This is a genomic window from Spirosoma arcticum, from assembly GCF_054779955.1.
The window spans coordinates 164,947-185,279 of record NZ_BAAGXG010000002.1 but is presented as its reverse complement, the minus strand read 5'-3'; the positions used below and the strand labels follow the sequence as shown (position 1 = coordinate 185,279).

Here is a 20,333-nt window from a genome sequence, read left to right as displayed (position 1 = left end):
CCGGTGGAAAGTGCGGGAAAGTGGTTGAACCGAATCGGGAGACAGGGATCCGTAAAAGCCGGTGTGGCGGTGGTGTTGCTATTTTTTGGGATAGACCGCTTCGTTCCGGTTAACACAATCGTTCCTTATTCGACGCTGATCACCGCCCGCGACGGCTCTATCCTGCACGCGTTTTTGAGCCGCGACGATAAATGGCGCATGTATGCCGAACTGTCCGAGATTACGCCCGTCCTTCGCGACGCGATTTTATATAAAGAAGATAAATACTTCTATTATCACCCTGGTTTCAACCCGATAGCCATGATGCGGGCGGCCGGGCGTAATCTGCTAACGGGTCGGCGAACATCGGGGGCATCGACCATTACGATGCAAACCGTTCGGCTACTCGAACCCCGCCCGCGAACGTACCGTAACAAACTTATCGAACTGTTCCGGGCGATACAGTTGGAAGTACATTTCTCGAAAGATGAAATTCTGCAACTGTACCTGAATTTGATTCCATACGGCGGCAATATCGAAGGACTAAAATCGGCGTCGCTGCTGTATTTTGGGAAGCCCCCCGTGTTGCTGAGTTTAGCTGAACTAACCACCCTGACGATTATTCCAAACCGACCGTCGAGCCTACGCCTGGGCATTGACAACGCGCGGGTGGTTCAGGAACGAGATCGCTGGCTCAACCGATTTCGGGTCGCCCACGTGTACGATGAGACAGTTATTACCGATGCACTCGCCGAGCCGCTCAGCGCCTACCGGCGCAAAGCGCCCCAATTAGCTCCACATCTTTCCCATCGACTTCGCGTTGAGTTGCCGGGTCAGCCCATCATTCGGTCGTCGTTGAACCCAGCAACGCAGGCTACGGCCGAGCGGCTTGTTCAAAACTACGCCAACCGCATCCGGAGCAACAATATCCACAACGCGGCCGTGCTGATTGTGGATAATCAAACGCGGGAGGTGGTAGGGTACGTTGGCTCAGCTAATTTTGGCGATACGTTCGACGGTGGTCAGGTCGATGGCGTTCGGGCGGTACGGTCGCCGGGGAGTGCGTTGAAACCGCTGCTCTACGGGTTGGCGTTCGATGCAGGACTCATTACGCCCAAAACTAAATTAGCCGACGTACCCACTAATTTCAGCGGGTACGAACCCGACAATTATGACCGTCGATTCAACGGCTCCGTCACGGCCGAGTTTGCGCTGGCCAATTCGCTCAACATTCCAGCCGTGGCACTACTGAAAGAGATTGGCACGCCCGCGCTGGTATCCACGTTGCAGAAAGCCGGTTTCTCAACGGTAAAAAAGCAATCAAAAGACTTGGGACTATCCATGATTCTGGGTGGTTGTGGCGTAACGCTGGAGGAGATGACACGGTTATACGTGGGGCTGGCGAATGGGGGTGTGGTGGGACCGTTGGGGTTGCTTTACCCCACCCCGGCCCTCCCATTGAAGAAAGGGGAGGGGGATGTGTCCCCGGCCCGGCGTTCCGGTGGGGTGCGTTTACTCTCTCCCGAAGCCGCCTACCTCGTCACGAACACACTTACGCAGATCACCCGACCCGACCTGCCCAACAATTTCGACAACAGTTACCACCTGCCGCGCATTGCTTGGAAAACGGGTACATCGTACGGTCGGCGCGACGCGTGGAGTATTGGTTACAACCGGCGCTACACGATTGGCGTGTGGATCGGAAACTTTTCGGGGGTGGGCGTGGCCGAACTGAGCGGAGCGAACACCGCGACGCCACTGCTGTTTCAGTTATTTAATGCCCTCGACTACAATTCGTCTAAGGGCTGGTTTCAGATGCCAACAAGCACAACCAGCGCTCTGGCAATGCGGCTGATTTGCCCCGAAACGGGTGATATTCCCGGCGATTCCTGCCAGAATCCAGTTACGGATTACCACATCATGGGCGTGTCGCGGCATCGGTCTTGCCAGCACCGAAAAATCGCTTTTACGAACTTCGCCAGGACCTTAACCTACTGCCCGCAGTGCCGACCCGATTCCGGTTGGGTGCGCCGGTCGTACCCCAACCTGTCTCCGGAGTTAGTCGCCTTTTACCGGAGTCGGCACATTCCATTCGATCCGGTGCCGCCCCACAACCCCGCCTGCGAACGAGTATTCGGTACGGCTGGACCACTGATTACCAGCTTAAACGACGGTAGTGAGTACTTCATCAACCCCGCTCAACCTGCCGAACTGGAGTTAGGCTGCCAGGCCGCCAACGACGTTCAAACCGTTTATTGGTACGTGAACGATAAGCTATATCGCAAAGCCCGCCCCACCGAAGCCGTGTTTTTTAAGCCCCGGCCAGGTGTTTTGAAAGTCTCCTGCGCCGACGACAGAGGACGATACAGCGATTTGCGGGTGCTGATAAAGGCGGAGTAACAAATTCACAATTTGGCTTTCCCACTATTTTTTAAGATTTTTCCACCTCGAAAATCAATCCTTGTTCTCTTTCATTATGAAATTAATAGTCTCGTTTGTTGCGGCTCTGCTGCTTACTACCTCTGCCTTCGCTCAACAAGCTGCTACTGCCGATCCTACTCAGGACCCAACGGCCATTGGCAACGCTTTTTTTAAAGCCATGCTCGATGAAGACGGCACTTCGATGGGCAAACTAATCGCCCCTGATTTTACCATTATTAGTTTCGATGGACAATCCGTTGATGGCGACCTGCTCGTACAGGGAGTCAGTGGAGGCTATGTCACTATTGAAACGGGTGTTGTTTCCGACGCCCGGACGCGTCAGTACAACACCGATTCGGCCGTGATGACCGGCACCTGGAAAGTGAAAGGTGCCATTCAGGGGCAACCCCTCGACGCTACTTCGGCGTTTTGTGTTAGTAGCGTGAAGCAGGGCAGTAACTGGAAAATTGTGAATGTCCAGTTTACGCCAATGAAGTAGCAAGAGACCCAATCATTTTTGAGTTCGGTTATGCTTTTTCGTAGCGCAAAAAACCCATTCCTTAGCGAAGTGGGTTTTTTTTGTTAGTATTCGACTTCGTACCATTCTCCATTATGAACGCTACCCACTCCCGCCGTACCCTGCTTTGCTGCGTCAGTATTCTATTAGTTCTGCTGGGTTGCTCCCGGCTGTCGTTCAATGAGGTAGCCGTTGTGGGCCGTAACTTCGAAGATGAAGTGCAACAGACTCAAAATCTGACGTTTACATTCAATAAAAATGTTGGCCCAGACAGTCGTTTCGATGAGTGGGACTCAACGCAGTATGTGCGGTTCAAGCCTGCCGTTCGGGGCAAATTCAAGTGGACGTCTCCCAGCGAACTGCTGTTTTCGCCCACCGTAGCGTTTGACCCGGCAACCGATTACCGGGCGGAACTAACCCCCAATTTGTTAAAACGAACTGACCAGAAAGACCTGCGCCTGTCGGGTGAGGAAATCAGCTTTCATACCCCCTACCTCCAATTGACGGGCACCGAAAGCTGGTGGTCGAAGTCGGCAGAATCGGGTCAGCCGGTGGCAAAAGTTCGGCTCAACTTCAACTACCCGGTCAGTTCGGCGGAGGTATCGGGGAAGTTGACTGCCAAAAGCGAAGACCGGGCGTTGACGACGCAGGTTATGGGCAGTAGTGCGCAGAACAGCGTAGCACTGATGCTGACTAACCTCCCGGCTGGGCCAGCGAATCAGGCCAAGAATGAGCAGCCGTTGACGCTCAGCGTGGCCAAAGGACTGAAAGTATCCAATACCGCCTATATCAGTAAAGAAAATATTGAACAAACAACGTCGCTACCTTCTCCGATGAGTGTTGACGTGGCCGACGTGCAAACAAGTTTTGAAAATAATCGTGGCATCGTACGGGTCATCACCACGCAGGAGCTTCAGCCGGGCGCTATAAACCAATATTACGCCGTCCAGCCCCAGGTCGAAACAACTGCCGAGTTGACTGAGAATGGGTTCATCATCCGGGGTAATTTTACCGAAGCCGATACGTACGTGCTAACCCTGACCGACCAGATTCGGGGCGTGCTGGGAACGAAATTAGCCGAGCCGGTAACGCGGGATTTGTTCTTCGGCAAAATGCCCGCCAGCATTGCATTTGTCAACACGAAGGCGCTGTATTTAGGCGCAAAGGGCGCACGGAACATCGGTCTCAATATTATCAACGTCCCGAAAGTGCAGGTCAAGATTGCCAAACTGTACGAAAATAATCTGCTGAACTACCTGCGCTCGAACCGGTACGAGCAATACGCCGAAGGGGGCGACGGCTCGTGGGGTCCAACTGGTGGTTTCACCTACAGCGACGACGAGCAGGCCGACCTTAGCGACGTACTGGTGAACAAAACCGTGACCGTCACCGACCTGCCAACCGTGCGGGGCGTTTCGGCGCTAAACGTGGCACTACCCGACCAGCGAACCATTCAGGGGCAACCTTTGCGCGGTATTTATATCGTGTCGGTGGCGTCGAAGGAGGAAGCGTATCTGCAAGCGAGTCAGTTGGTGTCGGTATCGGATATTGGCTTAGTGGCCCGGCAAACCAAAGACGAAGTGCTGGTTTGGGCCAACTCTATCCGCACAGCCGAACCGATGCAGGGAGTCGAGATTACGCTCATCAGCAGCAACAACCAGTCCGTTTATTCCCTCAAAACCGATGGCAGCGGCTTTGTCAAATTTGATGAGGTAAGCGAGAAGGCCCCCGGCTTTAAGATTGCGCTGCTGACCGCTCGTTCTGGCGATGGGACCAGCGCTGACGATTTTAACTTTCTGTTCCTGCCCGATACGCAGGTCGAAACGTCCCGCTTCGAGGTGGAAGGGAAACGCGACAACGCATCAGGGTTCGACGCTTTCGTTTACGGCGACCGCGACATTTACCGCCCCGGCGAAACCATCCATTTTAACACCGTAGTTCGGTCGCAATCGTGGCAACCCGTGGGCGACATGCCCGTGCTGATCCGGGTGTTGACACCAAACGGTCGCGAACTGCGGGTCTTGCGCAAAACGACCAATGCGCAGGGAGCCGTAACCACCGATGTACTACTCGACCCGGCCGCCGTAACGGGTAGCTATACCATCGAAGTGATGAACGCCAATAATGTGCTGCTGACTTCGCAGCCAGTGAGCGTGGAAGAGTTTGTGCCCGACCGCATTAAAGTAGATGTGCTGACTGACCGAACAAATTATAAATCGGGTCAGACAATCACGCTTTCCGCCACGGCCCTGAACCTGTTCGGCCCGCCCGCATCCGACCGGGCCTACGAAATGGAGCTGCAACTGAAGCGGAAAACGTTTGCGCCGAAAGGCTTCGATGAATACAATTTTTCGATCCCCAACGAAAGCTCCTTCCCAAAAGAACTTCGACAGGGACGCACCAATACGAATGGGCAGGCGACGGAGCGGTTCGTTATTCCCGCGCTCTATCAGGACATTGGAATGTTGGAAGGCAAACTATTCGTGACAGTTTTCGATGAGAACGGGCGACCCGTTAACCGGCTTCGGCGCTTCGACGTGCAGACGCAGGAAACGCTTTTCGGGGTGCGGCTCCCGGACCGCTACGTCACAACGGGTGTGCCACTTGCCACCGAACTCGTTGCCGTCGATCCGGCTGGTGCGCTGCGCTCGTCGGCGTCGGCTCTGATCGAGATCGTGCGTTTTGACTACCAGACGGTGATTGAAAAGAAGGGGGATGGCAATCAGTCGCAGATCAAGTACACCACCAAACGGCGCGAGAAATCTGTTTACAGTAACACGTTAACGTTTAAAGGAGGGAGAGCGGCCATTCGCTACGTGCCGATGGTATCGGGTGAGTATGAAATCCGGGTGCGCAGGCTGGGCGCGGCAAATTACGCAGCTACTGGTTTTTATGCGTACGGGTACGGCAGCACGTCGGCCTCTTCGTTTGAAGTTAGTCAGGAAGGTCAGGTGTTGATGACGCTCGACAAACCAGCGTACCAAACCGGCGACCGGGCCAAAGTCCTGTTCAAAGCCCCGTTCGATGGGAAGTTATTAGTAACCGTCGAGCGGAACCGGGTCCTTGAACAACATTGGCTAACAACAAAGGACAAATCGGCCGAGTGGACGTTGTCGGTCGGCAATGAACATCTGCCCAACGTGTACCTGACGGCGACCCTCATCCGGGCCATCAATGCCGATAATGGGGCCGAAGCCAATCTGCCAATCACAGTTGCGCACGGGTTTGCATCAGTCCAGGTCGAGGATGCCGATACCAAATTACCCGTCACAATCACGGCTACCACGCAGTCGCGCTCGAAAATGAAGCAAACGATTCGGATCAAAACCGCCCGCAATGCGCAGGTAACGGTGGCGGTGGTGGACGAAGGAATTTTGCAGCTTAAAAACTTTAAAACGCCCGATCCGCACGAATTTTTCTACCAGAAACGTGCGCTCGAAGTGGGGAGCCACGATCTGTACGCGCTGCTATACCCCGAGTTGTCGCTGCGGTCGTCCCGGTCGAGCACGGGGGGTGATGGCTACGACCTCGAACGGCGCGTGAACCCACTCAGCAACGGCCGGGTGCGCTTGGTGGCTCTGTGGAGCGGTATTCTGGAAACCGGCCTGGACGGCGAAGCCGAGTTTTCGGTCGACGTACCCCAATTTTCGGGCGATTTGCGGGTGATGGCGGTGGCGTACAAAGACAATGCGTTTGGGTCAGCCAACAGCAGTATGAAGGTAGCCGATCCCATTGTCATCAGCACGGGCGTACCCCGTTTTCTGACCCCCGGCGACGAGGTTGAACTACCCGTTAACCTAAGCAACACGACGAAAAAACCCGCTGTCGTTACGGCCCGGCTCAGCCTGACGGGTCCGTTGACGGTTGACAGTGTAAGCACCCGAAAGCTGACCATTCAGCCCGGCCGCGAAACCCAAACCACATTTCGGGTAAAGGCCAGCCAGTCCATTGGTCCGGGCGCGGTGGTGGTGACGGTTAGTGGACTAAACGAGACATTTACCGAAAAAACAGAGGTGACCGTTCGGCCAGCGGCATCGTTGCAAAAAACGACTATCTCGGGCGTGGTGGCTGGTGGAAAAGCAGAGACGTTTCGGCTGGCGGGGCAGTTTTTGCCCGGCACCGCGCGGGCCAGCATGACGCTGAGCCGGTCGCCGGTGGCGCAGTACGGGCGGGAGTTGTCGTATCTGCTGGGCTACCCGCACGGGTGCATCGAACAAACGATTTCCAAAGCGTTTCCGCAACTTTATTTCGCCGATCTGGCCAAACAACTTAACAGCAACACGTACTTTGTCCGGTCGGGCGAGAGTGACATGAACCCGGCTACCAACGTACGGCAGGCCGTGCAGACGGTCGAAAGTCTGCAGCTACAAAACGGTGGTTTTGCGATGTGGCCGGGTGAGCGGTTCGGGGCGGGCGTCGATTTGTGGGCAACGGCTTACGCCCTGCATTTTTTGTCCGAAGCCCAGGAAGCGGGTTATGAGGTTCGAGCGTCGGTGTTAAGTTCGGCGATTGACTTTCTGACTACGTTCACCAACAATCCAGCTTTCGAAAATGCCATCACCTACGATGAATCTGGTGGTCGGGCTATGCGGAAGATAACCAGCCGAACGAGTATTTATGGGCTTTATACGCTGGCCGTGGCGGGAAAACCCAACCGGGCGGCCATGAATTATTATAAGCAGAATGTAGCTTCGCTAAGCTCCGACAGCCGCTATTTACTGGCATCGGCTTTCTTCCGAATCGGCGACACCCGCAGTTATACGGCACTGCTGCCTAAGCAACTCCGCGACAATTCAACGGGTCGGCAAACGGGTGGCAGCTACGCGTCGCCCCTGCGCAATCTCGCCCTGGTGCTCGACGCTCTCGTGGATACTGATCGTAACAGTCTCCAGATTCCAACGCTGGCCCGTCAACTATCAACGGCTTTGCGCCAAAACACGTATCTCAACACGCAGGAAGCCGCTTTTGCGTTTTTGGCGCTTGGTAAACTGGCCCGTCAGAATACCAATAGCACCGCGACAGCGACGCTTTCGGCAGGCGGCAAAACAGTGGGGAACATGACTACTGCGTTCCTTAATGTGAATCGAGTCCCGACAAATGTACCGCTTAAACTAAGCGCCAGCGGGTCGGGAAACGTTTATTATTTCGCGCAAAGCGAAGGCGTTCCAGTTAGTGGAACAATCGGTGAAGAGGATAATGGATTACGGGTACGTCGGCAATACCTCACCCGCGATGGGCAACCGATTACGGGAGCCATCCGGCAAAACGATCTGGTGGTTGTGCGGGTCACACTCTCCAGCTTGAATGGACTGAACGTCGAGAACGTCGTTGTCACCGATCTACTTCCCGCCGGACTGGAAGTAGAAAATCCCCGCCTGACTGAAGCCCGTGATATGCCGTGGCTCAAAAGCGCATCGCTAAACCCCGGAATCGCACCGGCGGACCGGCCGGCCCGGCCCGAGCATTTTGACCTGCGCGACGACCGGATCAATTTTTACACCGACGCTACGGGCACCGAACGGACGTTTTATTATTTAGCTCGTGCGATTTCAAAAGGGCGGTTTGTGCTCGGTCCCGTCTCGGCCGATGCCATGTACAACGGTGAGTATCGAAGCTACAATGGAGCAGGCGTTTTAATTGTGAATTGATGCTAATCGGGCGTTTACTCCACACATTTTGTAGAAGACCTGCCCAACAACGAGGGGCCATAGTGCGTTTACGAGTCTTAACGGCATTGGTACATTTTTTGAGCCCTATTCAACGTCATTAACAACACTTACCAGCAACGCTATGAAAAGGAAAACATGGGTGGTCGCTGCTATGCTGGCAGCTACTGTAGGATTATCCTCCTGCGCTACCACCGAGCGGATTTTATATGGCGGTTCGGGACCCGAACGCGACGATGTATCGCAACGCAGTAGTAACAGCCGGGATTCGCGTAACCGCACTACCGATAATGATCGTCAGGATCGTGATGAGGAGAGGTCGGGAAACCGAAATGACCGGAATCGGGACAGCGAACGCGATGAACGCTCAAGCCGTAGCAGCTTGCGGGACAGCGATTCGTACCGTAACCCGTACGGTTCTGACAGCCGGTCGTATTCAGACCGTAATGGTCGCCGGGATGAGAACAGCCCCAACCGCTTGTCGGGTAGTGATTCGTATAATAACCGGTATGCCGACAGTGATCGGGATAACGAACGCGACTCCTACAGCGAGCGTGATTCGTATAACAGCCGCTCCGGCCGTTCGGATGACAACAGCAACAGCTATCGCGACTCCTACAGTCGTAACAGTGACGACCAGCGGTATGACGACCGGCGTTCGTCGGATAGTCGCTCCAACAGCCGGGATGATGATCGACGGGATGACGACCGGATGCAGTCGGACCGTTACTCCAGCGACAGTCGCCGGAGTGATGATCGATATAACCGTCGGGACGACGAGCGATCTGATGACCGGCGCGACCGGGACATGAGCCGAAACAGCAATGACGACCGCGACAGTCGGGATCGTGATGATCGTGACTCTCGCAGTAGTAGCAGCCAGAATGATGACCGCGACGACCGTCGGGATAGCGCTCGTGACAGTCAGGATAATGCTCGCGACGACCGGCAGAACCAACGTGACAGCCGGAGCGCCAGCCGGGATGATGATCGGGATCGCGATAATCGGAATGCCAGTCGGGGTGACGACCGCAACCGGGACGACCGGAGCGAAAGCCGGGCTGACGACCGCGATCGGAATAGCCGCGACGACCGCGACAACGATCGTTCCAGCAACAGTGATCTTGACCGTGAACGGCGTGATTTAGGTGACCGGATCTCGGAACAAACGGATAAGATTGACGAGCAGATTGACGAGGCAAAAGCCGAAGTAAAGAATGAAAGCCGTAAGGATCGGCAAAAGCGTGAAGAGCGCGTTAAAGACCTCGAAGACAAACGCCGTCAATTGACTGATTCGTACTATAAAGTGCAGCGGGCAAACGAAGACGATCTGAGGAAAGTAAGACGTGAAACGAACCGCATTGTCGACGACATCGAAGAGGCACTGGAAAAAGCTGTCGACAAAGTTGAAAAGAAAGTTGATAAGAAGTAATTGATTTCTTTGAGTCGTATGGGAAGGGGCCGGTTCAACAGAATCGGCCCCTTTCTGTTGAGTCACCAGTGAACCGTGTTTACATTTGCGGCATGGCATTACTAAAAGCCGTTCGCGGCATTCACCCCCAATTCGGTGACAATTGCTGGTTCGCTGACAACGCCACCATAGTTGGCGAGGTCATACTGGGCCACGACTGCACGGTCTGGTTCAACGCCGTTGTCCGGGGCGATGTCAACAGCATTACCATTGGCGACCGCACCAATGTTCAGGACGGCGCCGTCATTCACTGCACCTATCAACGCTACAAAACCACCATCGGCAGTTCCGTATCCATCGCCCATAACGCTGTCGTTCACGGCTGTACGGTTGAAGACGATGTGCTGATTGGTATGGGAGCTATCGTTATGGACGGGGCCGTCATTGGCACGGGAAGCATCATTGCCGCCGGAGCCATTGTGACTCAACACACCGTGGTGCCCCCCGGCTCGATTTACGCGGGTAATCCAGCCCGATTGTTAAAAGCCGTTTCGCCCGAACAGGCTGAGATTTTCGCTCGCACGGCTACTAACTACGTCATGTACGCGGACTGGTATAAAGCATGAGCGACTTTCTGATCTACCTCCGCTTAGGTTTCGACCACATCACCGACCCCCGTGGGTATGACCACATTTTGTTTGTAATAGCGCTGTGTGCCGTTTACACAATCCGACAATGGCGACAGGTGCTTATTTTGGTGACCGCTTTTACCATTGGGCATTCTATTACACTGGCCCTGGCAACACTCCGGTTGGTTGACTACAGCACGGCACTGGTCGAGTTACTGATTCCGGTAACAATCCTGATTACAGCAATCGCTAATTTTTTTTACAAAGAGCCCAAAAAACGCCTTCTGCGGACGAGCAGACAACTAAACGTAACCTGGCGGTATGGCTTGGCTTTAGCGTTTGGCCTGATTCACGGCATGGGCTTCTCTAATTATCTTCGTAGTCTGTTGGGCCGCGAGTCCAACATTACACAGCCGCTGCTGGCGTTCAATGTCGGACTCGAGCTGGGCCAATTGCTCATTGTGGGTATGGTTCTAACACTGGCTTACATCGTGGTGGACGTGTTGCGGAGTAGTCGTTTACGTTGGACGCTGATTGTGTCGGGCATCGCAGCAGGTATGGCCATCTCACTGATTATCAATCGCTGATTCGCAAATAATATTCTGCGGCATCCTCACTTTGCGATAAAAGTGCAGGTATGTTTTAGTGCCTGTTCACGCTTGTAATCTCTTTCCCAAACGAATTATTGCAAATAATTAAACGAATAAGTATCCTTTCCAAATAGTATTTGGCTACACCGTGTTTGGCAAAATAGTCTACCAGTCTATCAATATATCATTATACAAAATTTTGATTATATCTTTAACGCCAAAATAATTAACCTCAGTTTTATCAGTTTGTAAAGTAACTCGTATGAAAAATTACTATTCCTCACGAAGCTGCCTGCTGACAGCGGCTTTGCTTCTTTGTCTTTCAACGGGCGTGGCGTGGGCGCAGTCCGTGGTTAAAGGAACCGTCCGTGATGGGCAAAACAATGCGCTGGCGGGTGTTACGGTAATCCTGGCCGGAACTAACACGGGTACCTCCACCGATGCTGCTGGCACGTATTCGCTCCGCCTGGCCGAAGGTGCGAATCAGGTCCGGTTTTCGTTCATTGGGTTCACTACGTTCGACAAAACGGTGACCAACACAGGCAGCGACGTAACGCTCGACGTAACGCTCGATCCCTCCTCGTCCATTCTGAATGAGGTAGTCGTGGTGGGTAGCCGGGCCTCGCAACGTTCGTTAATCGACTCGCCGGTTCCGGTGGATATTCTACCAGCCAGTGAGTTGAAATCGACCGGACAACCTACCTTCGATAAGGCCTTGCAGTATCGGGTTCCTTCATTCAACACCGTTAACACGCCCGTTAACGATGCCACAACGTTGATCGACCCCTGGGAAATTCGCAACATGGGTCCCAGCCGGTCGCTTATTCTCATTAATGGCAAACGTAAAAATCTGAGTTCGCTGCTGTACGTGCAGTTCTCACCGGGTCGGGGGGAAGTAGGCGTCGACATATCGGCTATTCCTCAGCAAGCCATCAAGCGGGTCGAAATTCTGCGCGATGGCGCTTCGGCCCAGTACGGTTCCGATGCCATTGCCGGGGTTATCAACATCATTCTCAAAGACCGATTTGACTACACCAGTCTGGATGTAAATGCCGGTGTTACGTCGAAAGGCGATGGAGGTCAGTATAACGTGTCGTTCAATAGCGGGACCAATCTTGGCACCAAAGGATTTGTTAACTACACGGTCAATTTGCAGCAGCAGGGCAGCGCCGTTCGGTCGGGCATTGTGGATGTGCCTACGGAAATTGCTACGTTTGGTGGCAATCCGGCGCAGGACGCATTAATTAGAACATACTTGAACGATTATCCGACCGCCAACAATATCAACGGAACGGGTGAAACAATTGCGGGCCGGTTCCTGATTAACGCTGGTATTTCGCTCAACGAAAGAAACCAGATCTATGCCAATGCGGCTATGATCGTGAAGCGGGTTTCGAGTTTCGCCAACTATCGCACACCGTACTGGCGTCAGGACCGGGGATTGTTGCACAGCCCAACCGACAACGGCGGAAAAAACTACCTCACGCAGGCAACGCTGGCCTATCCTACTGAAGACACTCCTGATTTATACAGAGGCTATATCGGATACGTGCCTACGTTTGAAGGTGATTTACTGGATTATAACGCGACAGTGGGTGTGAAGGGCGAAACCAACGGCTGGCGCCATGACATCAGCCTGACTACGGGCTATAATGGTCAAACCTACACCGTCGATAACACGGTTAATGCCAGTTTGGGCAAGTCCAGTCCAACGCGTTTCAAGCCCGGTGGGTATGAGTTTCAGCATCTGGTGGGCAACATTGACATAGCCAAACAGGTGACAGACAAATTCAGTATTGGGTTTGGCACCGAGGCCCGGTCAGAAAAATACACGATCATTGCCGGTGATGATAACTCGTTCAGTGGCGAAGGCACTAACTCGTTTCCGGGCATCAACCGGGCCAACGCGGGATCGAACCAACGCTTCAACATTGGGGCTTACCTCGATCTGAACTATGATTTGACCAAAAATTTCCTGCTGAACGGCACCTTCCGGACGGAGAAATACAGTGACTTCGGGGCAGCAAACGTTTATAAATTTTCGTCCCGCTATAAATTAGCGGACGACCGGATCATCGTTCGTGCATCGGCTTCAACGGGATTCCGCGCTCCGGCACTGCACCAGATCTATGCTCAGTCGACGCAGGCGGCTTTTGTTGGCGGGACCATTCAGTTGTCTGGTTTGTTCAACAACCGCAGTTCACAGGCCCGCCTGTTGGGTATTCCACCCCTGAAGCCCGAACGGTCAACCAACTACACGGTGGGTCTGGCCCTAACCCCGGTTAAAGATTTCAGCATCACGCTGGATTACTTCAGAATCAACGTTAAAGACCGCATCGTGTATAGTTCGTCGATCAGATCGGCAGATCCAACCAGTGCGCTGGGTGCTATTCTGAGTCAGGCGGGAGTACGAACGATTCAGTTCTTCATCAACGGTATCGAAACGACAACATCTGGTCTGGATTACGTGGTTTCGTACCGCAACGTAGGCGTAGGCAGAGGGAAGGTGGGTATCAATCTGGCGGGTAATGTCATACTGGAAAACAAAATTGTAGGTTTGCCCGCCGATCCACCTGCAATCAGAGCCGCTGGGTCAAGTATTCTGAACACGCAGATTAAGTCGCTGCTCACCGAAAGCCGCCCAAAATACAAGACGATTCTGGGTCTGGACTATGGCGTCGGCAAGTTGACTGTGAACCTGAACAACACGCTGTTTGGACCAACGTCTTTCCAGGATTTAGACAATGGCGGATCAGCAATGGAGAACATCAAGGCTACGTTTAAACCCGCTGTTGTCACTGACTTGAGCATCGGCTATTTGTTCGGCAAGAATGTATCGGCTACGGTCAATGTCAACAACCTGTTCAACATTCTGCCTAAGTGGGATTTAGTGGCCATAAACGCCACGGGGGAGCAAGCTCTCGCCAATGCAGAAGCGAAGTCGTTGCTACGCGGTTTTCTGACCTTCAGCGGTCGCTACGATATCCTGGGCTATAACGGTTCACAATTCAGCCAGTTGGGAACGATATTCAACGGTAATCTAAACATTCGGTTCTAAATCAAAAAAGCTGCGTTGCCGAAAAGAGACTCTCAACGGGGTCTCTTTTTTTATGACCTGATCGCCACAACCATCACCGTACTGAATGCGTAGGTTTGAACGACGTGCTCCTCAATAAGTCTGAAACCAGCCAATTGCAGCAACAACCGGATCTCGTCGGGCAGAAATGCCCGTAACGTAGCCAAGTCAGTCCCAATGGGCTGGTGCTGCCCATCGGGGGTTTCCACAAAAAAAGCCGAGTGCCAGTCCCAAGTCAGTCCAGTGGCTAAATTGGGTACGTAACGGCTTTGTCGAAGATACGATTGCTGCTCGTGAATTGCCCAGTGTTCAATGAGCGCAGATTCGTCCATGTCAGGAAGAAATGTAGCCGCGTCTATAAAGTCGAAAATCAGCTTTCCATTTTCGGGTAAGCACTGACCAATGTGGCGGAGCGTGCTCAGGACCTCCTGATTATGAATAATGTAGCTGATACTACGGGCCGTAATCAGCACGGCGTCGAACAAGCGCTCAGAAGTGATTGTGCGCATGTCGGCCTGCTCGAATTGGGTTTGCGGGCAACGACGACGGGCAATGTCCAGCATTTGCGGACTGATGTCGACTCCCCGATAATCGTAGTGTTGGTTAGTAAATCGCTTCGCTAAATGGCCGCTTCCACAACCTATTTCAAGCACTGATTTGGCCTGATGCTGACGTAATAAATCAGCGTATAACCCAAACTCCTTGTCATAGTCGATAAACGTTTGATACATAGCGTCGTAGAGGTACGCCAGATCAGAATAGAGTTTTGTCATGCATTGAGGAAACTGCTAAAACGTACGTACGTCAATAGTTTGCCATCCGTCCGCAGTTCATATGGCTTAAAAGTAGGCACTCCATTCCTGTAGTGTACACTACAGAAACACTTTTGTCGTATTTTTACCTTCTCTTCTCAACACGTACCAAATCAACTTATGCAAAAGAAGATTTTGTTTGCAATGGGTTTGGCCGTAGTAACGCTATCGGTCAATGCTCAGGCACCAACTCCTCCCACCCAGCGGGCCAACACACGTTTCGAGCAACTTGGCCCCGTGTTACCCACGCCTAATACCTTTCGCACGGCGTCGGGAGCGCCCGGTAAAGATTATTTTCAGAATCGTGCCGACTACGACATCAAAGCTTCTCTTGACGATACGAAGCAAAAAATAACCGGCTCAGAGACAATTACCTACCGCAATAATTCGGGCGATGCCTTACCTTACCTGTGGTTGCAGTTGGATCAGAATTTATTCCGGCCCGATGCCGATGGCAACACCGCCACCACCAACAGCATCAACGCCGAACGCGGAGCCACCGCTAATCAGTTAAATCCCAGTGGGGCTTTAGCCGGTAAAGATTACGGACACAAAATTACGTCCGTGCGCGATCAGGCCGGAAAAGCGCTCAGGTACACCATCAACCAAACCATGATGCGGGTTGATCTGCCACAGGCCGTTGCGCCCGGTAAATCCGTCACGTTTTCGGTCGACTGGAATTTCAAGATTGTCGACGCCAACGCAACGCACGCCCGTTCGGGTTACGAGTTCTTCCCAAAAGACGGCAACTATGTTTATGAAATTGCGCAGTGGTTCCCACGTCTGTGCGCCTACAACGACGTGACCGGCTGGCAAAATAAGCAGTTTCTTGGACAGGGTGAGTTTACGCTCATTTTTGGCAATTACAAGGTCGCGCTAACCGTACCCAACGATCATGTTGTTGGTGCCACCGGCGAACTGCAAAATCCGTCTCAGGTACTGACGGCCACGCAGCAGAAGCGCTGGAATCAGGCGAAAGGCCGGGGCAACAAACCCGGTGAAAATCCGGTACTGCTTGTCAATCAGGCCGAGGCTGAAGCGGCTGAGAAAGGCAAGCCCACGGGTACAAAAACCTGGGTTTACAAAGCGGATAATGTGCGCGACTTCGCATTTGCCAGCAGCCGAAAGTTTATTTGGGACGCCCTGCAGCCAACCGTCGAAGGAAAACCCGTTTGGGCCATGTCGCTTTACCCAAAAGAAGCTAACCCACTCTGGGGTCAGTATTCGACCCGGCTTGTGGCGCACACGCTCCGCTCCTATTCGCGCCGGACGATTGCTTATCCCTATCCCGTGGCCTACTCCGTGCATGGCCCTGTTGGGGGTATGGAATACCCGATGATGAGTTTTAACGGTGCACGGCCGGAGTCGGACGGTACCTATTCGGAGGGCACCAAGAATTTCTTGATTCTGGTTGTCATTCACGAAGTAGGCCATAATTTTTTCCCCATGATCGTTAACTCCGACGAACGGCAGTGGTCCTGGATGGATGAAGGTCTGAACAGCTTTCTGGAAGGGTTAACGTGTTTAGAGTGGGACCCCAACTTCCCGGCGCGGGGCATTGAACCGCAGTCAATTGTGCCATACATGCAGCTTGACTCTACTCAGCAGGTGCCCATCATGAGCAGTTCGGACAATATTTTGCCGAATACGTTTGGTCCCAATGCCTACAGTAAACCAGCTACGGCACTCAACATTTTACGGGAGACGGTGATGGGCCGTGAGCTGTTCGATTATGCGTTTAAAGAGTACGCTCGGCGGTGGGCGTTTAAATCACCCGAACCCGCTGATTTTTTTCGTACCCTCGAAGACGCGTCGGGCGTTGACTTAGACTGGTTCTGGAAAGGCTGGTTCTACGGTGTGCAGCCCGTTGACCAGTCATTAGTAAAGGTGGACTGGTTTCAGCCGAACACCCAAAACCCGGACGTGACCAAAGCCGAAGCCCGCGCAGCCGCCCAGCGCAAGGCGAACACCATCAGCAAACAGCGTGACGCGTCGGGGAAGGAGCAGACCGTAGTGGCCCAGGACAGCACCATGCGCGATTTTTACAATCGCTACGACCCGTATGCCGTTACTGACGAAGACCGCAGGCAGTATCAAAATTATTTAGCCACTCTGACACCCGACGAACGCCAGTTGGCCGAAGCGGGTACGAATTTTTATACGCTGTCGCTGAAAAATAAAGGCGGCATTCCCATGCCGGTTATCGTGCGGATGGAGTTTGAAGATGGGACGGATTCGGTGGCCCGCTTCCCCGCTGAGATCTGGCGTTTCAACGACGCATCAATCAGGAAGGTGGTTACTACCACCAAGAAAGTGAAGCAGTGGATCCTCGATCCGTTTTACGAGATTGCGGATATTAACACCGAAGACAACACATTTCCGCCCGTGGCCCAGCCCACCCGTTTTCAGTTATTTAAACAACAACAGGGGCGAGAGGCAGCAGGGCCAAATCCGATGCAGCAGCAACGCCAGCAGGCTCCAGCCCGGCAGGGAACCGGCAAAAATTAATGACTCTTATCAACCTACGACAACCTATGAAAAAAGTACTATTGATGGCTGGCCTGACTATTTGGTCGGGCGCTTTGTTGGCGCAGGCCCCAACCGTGCCAACCCAAAACGCTAATACGCGTTTCGAGCAACTCGGCCCCATGCTGCCCACGCCCAATACCTTCCGCACGGCGGCTGGTGCGCCGGGTAAAGATTATTTTCAAAACCGGGCTGATTATGACATTAAAGTCGAGCTTGACGATGCCAATCAAAAGATAATCGGCTCGGAAACGGTCACGTACCACAACAACTCAACCGATCAATTGCCGTTTATCTGGCTCCAACTCGACCAGAATTTATTTGCCAAAGGCTCCACTGGCAGCGTAACCCGCACGGGCGGAGTGAATGAAAGTGGGATGAGTTTTTCGCAGTTGCAAAATCTGACTTCCGTTCGTGAACGCAGCAGTCAGCAGGCGTCCGATAAATACGGCTACCATATTACGGCCGTCAAGGACACTAAGTCGGGTACGGCGCTGAAATACACCATCAACCAGACGATGATGCGGATTGACTTGCCGACGGCGTTGAAACCCGGCGGCAGTTATTCGTTCAACATCGACTGGAATTACTTCATCACAGAGTATTATGGCCGAAGTGGCATGGAGTTTTTCGCAAAAGACGGCAACTACAATTACTTCATTGCCCACTGGTTTCCAAGGCTTTGCGCCTATAGCGATGTCAACGGCTGGCAGAACAAGCAGTTTCTGGGGCAGGGCGAGTTCACGCTTATTTTCGGAAACTACAAAGTCGCCATCACCGCCCCCGCCGATCACATTGTCGGTTCAACGGGCGAATGTCAAAACTACAAGCAAGTACTAACCGCCACGCAACAAAAGCGGCTCGCCCAAGCCTCCACATCGAAAACACCGGTTGTAATTGTGACGCAGGACGAAGCCGTTGCCGCTGAAAAAGTGAAGCCGGGTGGCACAACGGCGAAGAAAACCTGGGTATACAAAGCAGACAACGTGCGTGACTTTGCCTTCACCAGCAGCCGCAAATTCATTTGGGATGCCATGCAAACTGATGTGTATGGTGATGGTCGCAAAATCTGGAGCATGTCGTTTTACTCGAAAGAAGGCAATCCACTCTGGGGTCAGTATTCGACCCGCGTGGTAGAGCACACGCTGAAATCGTACGGCAACCGTACCATTAAGTATCCGTACCCGGTGGCTATTTCATGCCACGCCACGGCCGGTGGGGGCATGGAATACCCGATGATCTCGTTCAACGGCGGTCGCCCCGACCCGGATGGCACGTATTCTGAGCAGGTGAAATACGGTATGATCGGCGTCATCATCCACGAAGTAGGCCATAATTTTTTCCCCATGATCGTTAACTCCGACGAACGGCAGTGGACTTGGATGGACGAAGGCCTGAACACGTTTTGCCAGTATCTGGCCGAGAAAGAGTGGGACTATAATTACCCTACCCGGCGCGGTGAACCCCAATTGATTGTGGACTACATGAAGTCGGATAAGGCAGTGCTGTCGCCGATCATGACCTCGTCGGACAACGTCATTGGTCTTGGGCCGAATGCTTACGCCAAACCGGCCACCGCGCTCAATATCCTGCGCGAAACGGTGATGGGCCGTGAGCTGTTCGATTACGCGTTTAAAGAGTACGCTCGGCGGTGGGCGTTTAAATCACCCGAACCCGCTGATTTTTTTCGTACCCTCGAAGACGCGTCGGGCGTTGACTTAGACTGGTTCTGGAAAGGCTGGTTCTACGGCGTTGAGCCGGTCGACCAGGATTTAGTCGAGGTAGACTGGTATCAGGTGGATTCGGGCGATCCTGTAGCAACGAAGGCAGCCGCTCAGGCTGAAGCCAAACGCCGGGCGGGAACCGTCAGTAAACAGCGTGATGCTGCGACCCAGGCGGAGAGCGTTGTTGCGAAGGATTCGACCATGAACGATTTCTACAATACCTATGATCCTTACGCCGTGACGGATGCTGACAAGAAAAGATATCAGGATTACTTAGCAACGCTGAGCGACGACGAACGCAAGTCACTCGAAACGAACGCTGGTACGAATTTTTATACGCTCTCCCTGAAAAACAAAGGAGGTATTCCGATGCCCGTTATTGTCAGGATGCAGTTTGAGGATGGAACCGATTCGGTGGCTCGTTTCCCAGCCGAAATCTGGCGCTTCAATGATGTGTCGATAAAAAAAGTTGTTGCCACCAGCAAAAAAGTGACTCAGTGGACGCTTGATCCTTATCTGGAAATTGCGGACATCGACACCGAGAATAATTCGTTCCCACGGACTGCTCAGCCAACGCGTTTCCAATTATTTAGGCAGCAACAGCGTGGTGGAAATCAGGCACCTAACCCAATGCAGCAGCAACGGCGTGCTCCGCTACCACCCGCCACACAGGGCAGCGGAAAGAATTAATGAACAATGTGCAATGGGTAATGAATAATGCACCACATGGGCGGTTGCGAATGGAAAACGGGTCTTTGCAATCGAAGGTAGGATAAGTTTAATTGTGCATTATTCATTATTCATTACTTTTGTCTCTCCATTCGGGATGTAGCGCAGTCCGGTAGCGTGCTTGCATGGGGTGCAAGAGGTCGTGGGTTCGAATCCCGCCTTCCCGACAAACTAAAAAAGCTGACGATCATCGTCAGCTTTTTTAGTTTGTTCAGTACCCCAGTAGCACGTTCTGCTTAAGGATATCTATTCT

General features: G+C 53.1%; 10 protein-coding genes and 1 tRNA gene. 10 read left to right on the top strand and 1 reads right to left on the bottom strand.

Annotated elements, in window-relative coordinates; all coding sequences use genetic code 11:
* The first annotated feature begins 3 nt into the window (after window positions 1-3).
* The 7 genes from pbpC to ACYVHB_RS05185 all read left to right on the top strand — a co-directional run bounded on the left by pbpC (window position 4) and on the right by ACYVHB_RS05185 (window position 14,271).
* Window positions 4-2,379 carry a penicillin-binding protein 1C gene (gene pbpC, locus ACYVHB_RS05215; RefSeq protein ID WP_461050290.1) on the top strand — a complete coding sequence of 792 codons (2,376 nt, stop codon included), beginning with the start codon at window positions 4-6 and terminating at the stop codon, window positions 2,377-2,379.
* A 76-nt stretch (window positions 2,380-2,455) separates the two neighbouring features.
* Entirely contained in the window at window positions 2,456-2,899 is a 444-nt protein-coding gene (locus tag ACYVHB_RS05210) for a nuclear transport factor 2 family protein (RefSeq protein ID WP_461050288.1), read from the top strand.
* 113 nt (window positions 2,900-3,012) lie between these two features.
* A complete protein-coding gene (locus tag ACYVHB_RS05205) occupies window positions 3,013-8,565 on the top strand; it encodes an alpha-2-macroglobulin family protein (RefSeq protein ID WP_461050286.1) in 5,553 nt (1,850 codons plus the stop codon).
* Between the two features lie 142 nt (window positions 8,566-8,707).
* Window positions 8,708-10,015, top strand: coding sequence for a hypothetical protein (locus ACYVHB_RS05200; RefSeq protein WP_461050284.1), 1,308 nt, complete (start codon window positions 8,708-8,710; stop codon window positions 10,013-10,015).
* A 92-nt stretch (window positions 10,016-10,107) separates the two neighbouring features.
* Window positions 10,108-10,620 (top strand): gamma carbonic anhydrase family protein, encoded by a 513-nt coding sequence (locus tag ACYVHB_RS05195; RefSeq protein WP_461050282.1) that lies wholly within the window; start codon window positions 10,108-10,110, stop codon window positions 10,618-10,620.
* A complete protein-coding gene (locus ACYVHB_RS05190; RefSeq protein ID WP_461050280.1) occupies window positions 10,617-11,210 on the top strand; it encodes a HupE/UreJ family protein in 594 nt (197 codons plus the stop codon). The genes ACYVHB_RS05195 and ACYVHB_RS05190 overlap by 4 nt, the downstream gene beginning before the upstream one ends.
* Window positions 11,211-11,475: 265 nt before the next feature.
* The gene (locus tag ACYVHB_RS05185) at window positions 11,476-14,271 is read left to right on the top strand and encodes a TonB-dependent receptor (RefSeq protein ID WP_461050278.1); all 2,796 of its coding nucleotides are present in this window, start codon (window positions 11,476-11,478) and stop codon (window positions 14,269-14,271) included.
* A gap of 50 nt (window positions 14,272-14,321) precedes the next feature.
* On the opposite strand, the gene ACYVHB_RS05180 is transcribed toward ACYVHB_RS05185, so the two are convergent.
* Window positions 14,322-15,062, bottom strand: coding sequence for a class I SAM-dependent DNA methyltransferase (locus ACYVHB_RS05180; protein WP_461050276.1), 741 nt, complete (start codon window positions 15,060-15,062; stop codon window positions 14,322-14,324).
* A gap of 159 nt (window positions 15,063-15,221) precedes the next feature.
* Here ACYVHB_RS05180 and ACYVHB_RS05175 point away from each other — a divergent pair, with 159 nt between their 5' ends.
* From ACYVHB_RS05175 to ACYVHB_RS05165, 3 genes are all read left to right on the top strand, one after another.
* The gene (locus ACYVHB_RS05175; RefSeq protein ID WP_461050274.1) at window positions 15,222-17,609 is read left to right on the top strand and encodes a M1 family metallopeptidase; all 2,388 of its coding nucleotides are present in this window, start codon (window positions 15,222-15,224) and stop codon (window positions 17,607-17,609) included.
* A gap of 26 nt (window positions 17,610-17,635) precedes the next feature.
* Window positions 17,636-20,041, top strand: coding sequence for a M1 family metallopeptidase (locus ACYVHB_RS05170; protein WP_461050272.1), 2,406 nt, complete (start codon window positions 17,636-17,638; stop codon window positions 20,039-20,041).
* 132 nt (window positions 20,042-20,173) lie between these two features.
* A tRNA-Pro gene (locus ACYVHB_RS05165) sits at window positions 20,174-20,247 on the top strand.
* Window positions 20,248-20,333: the final 86 nt, after the last annotated feature.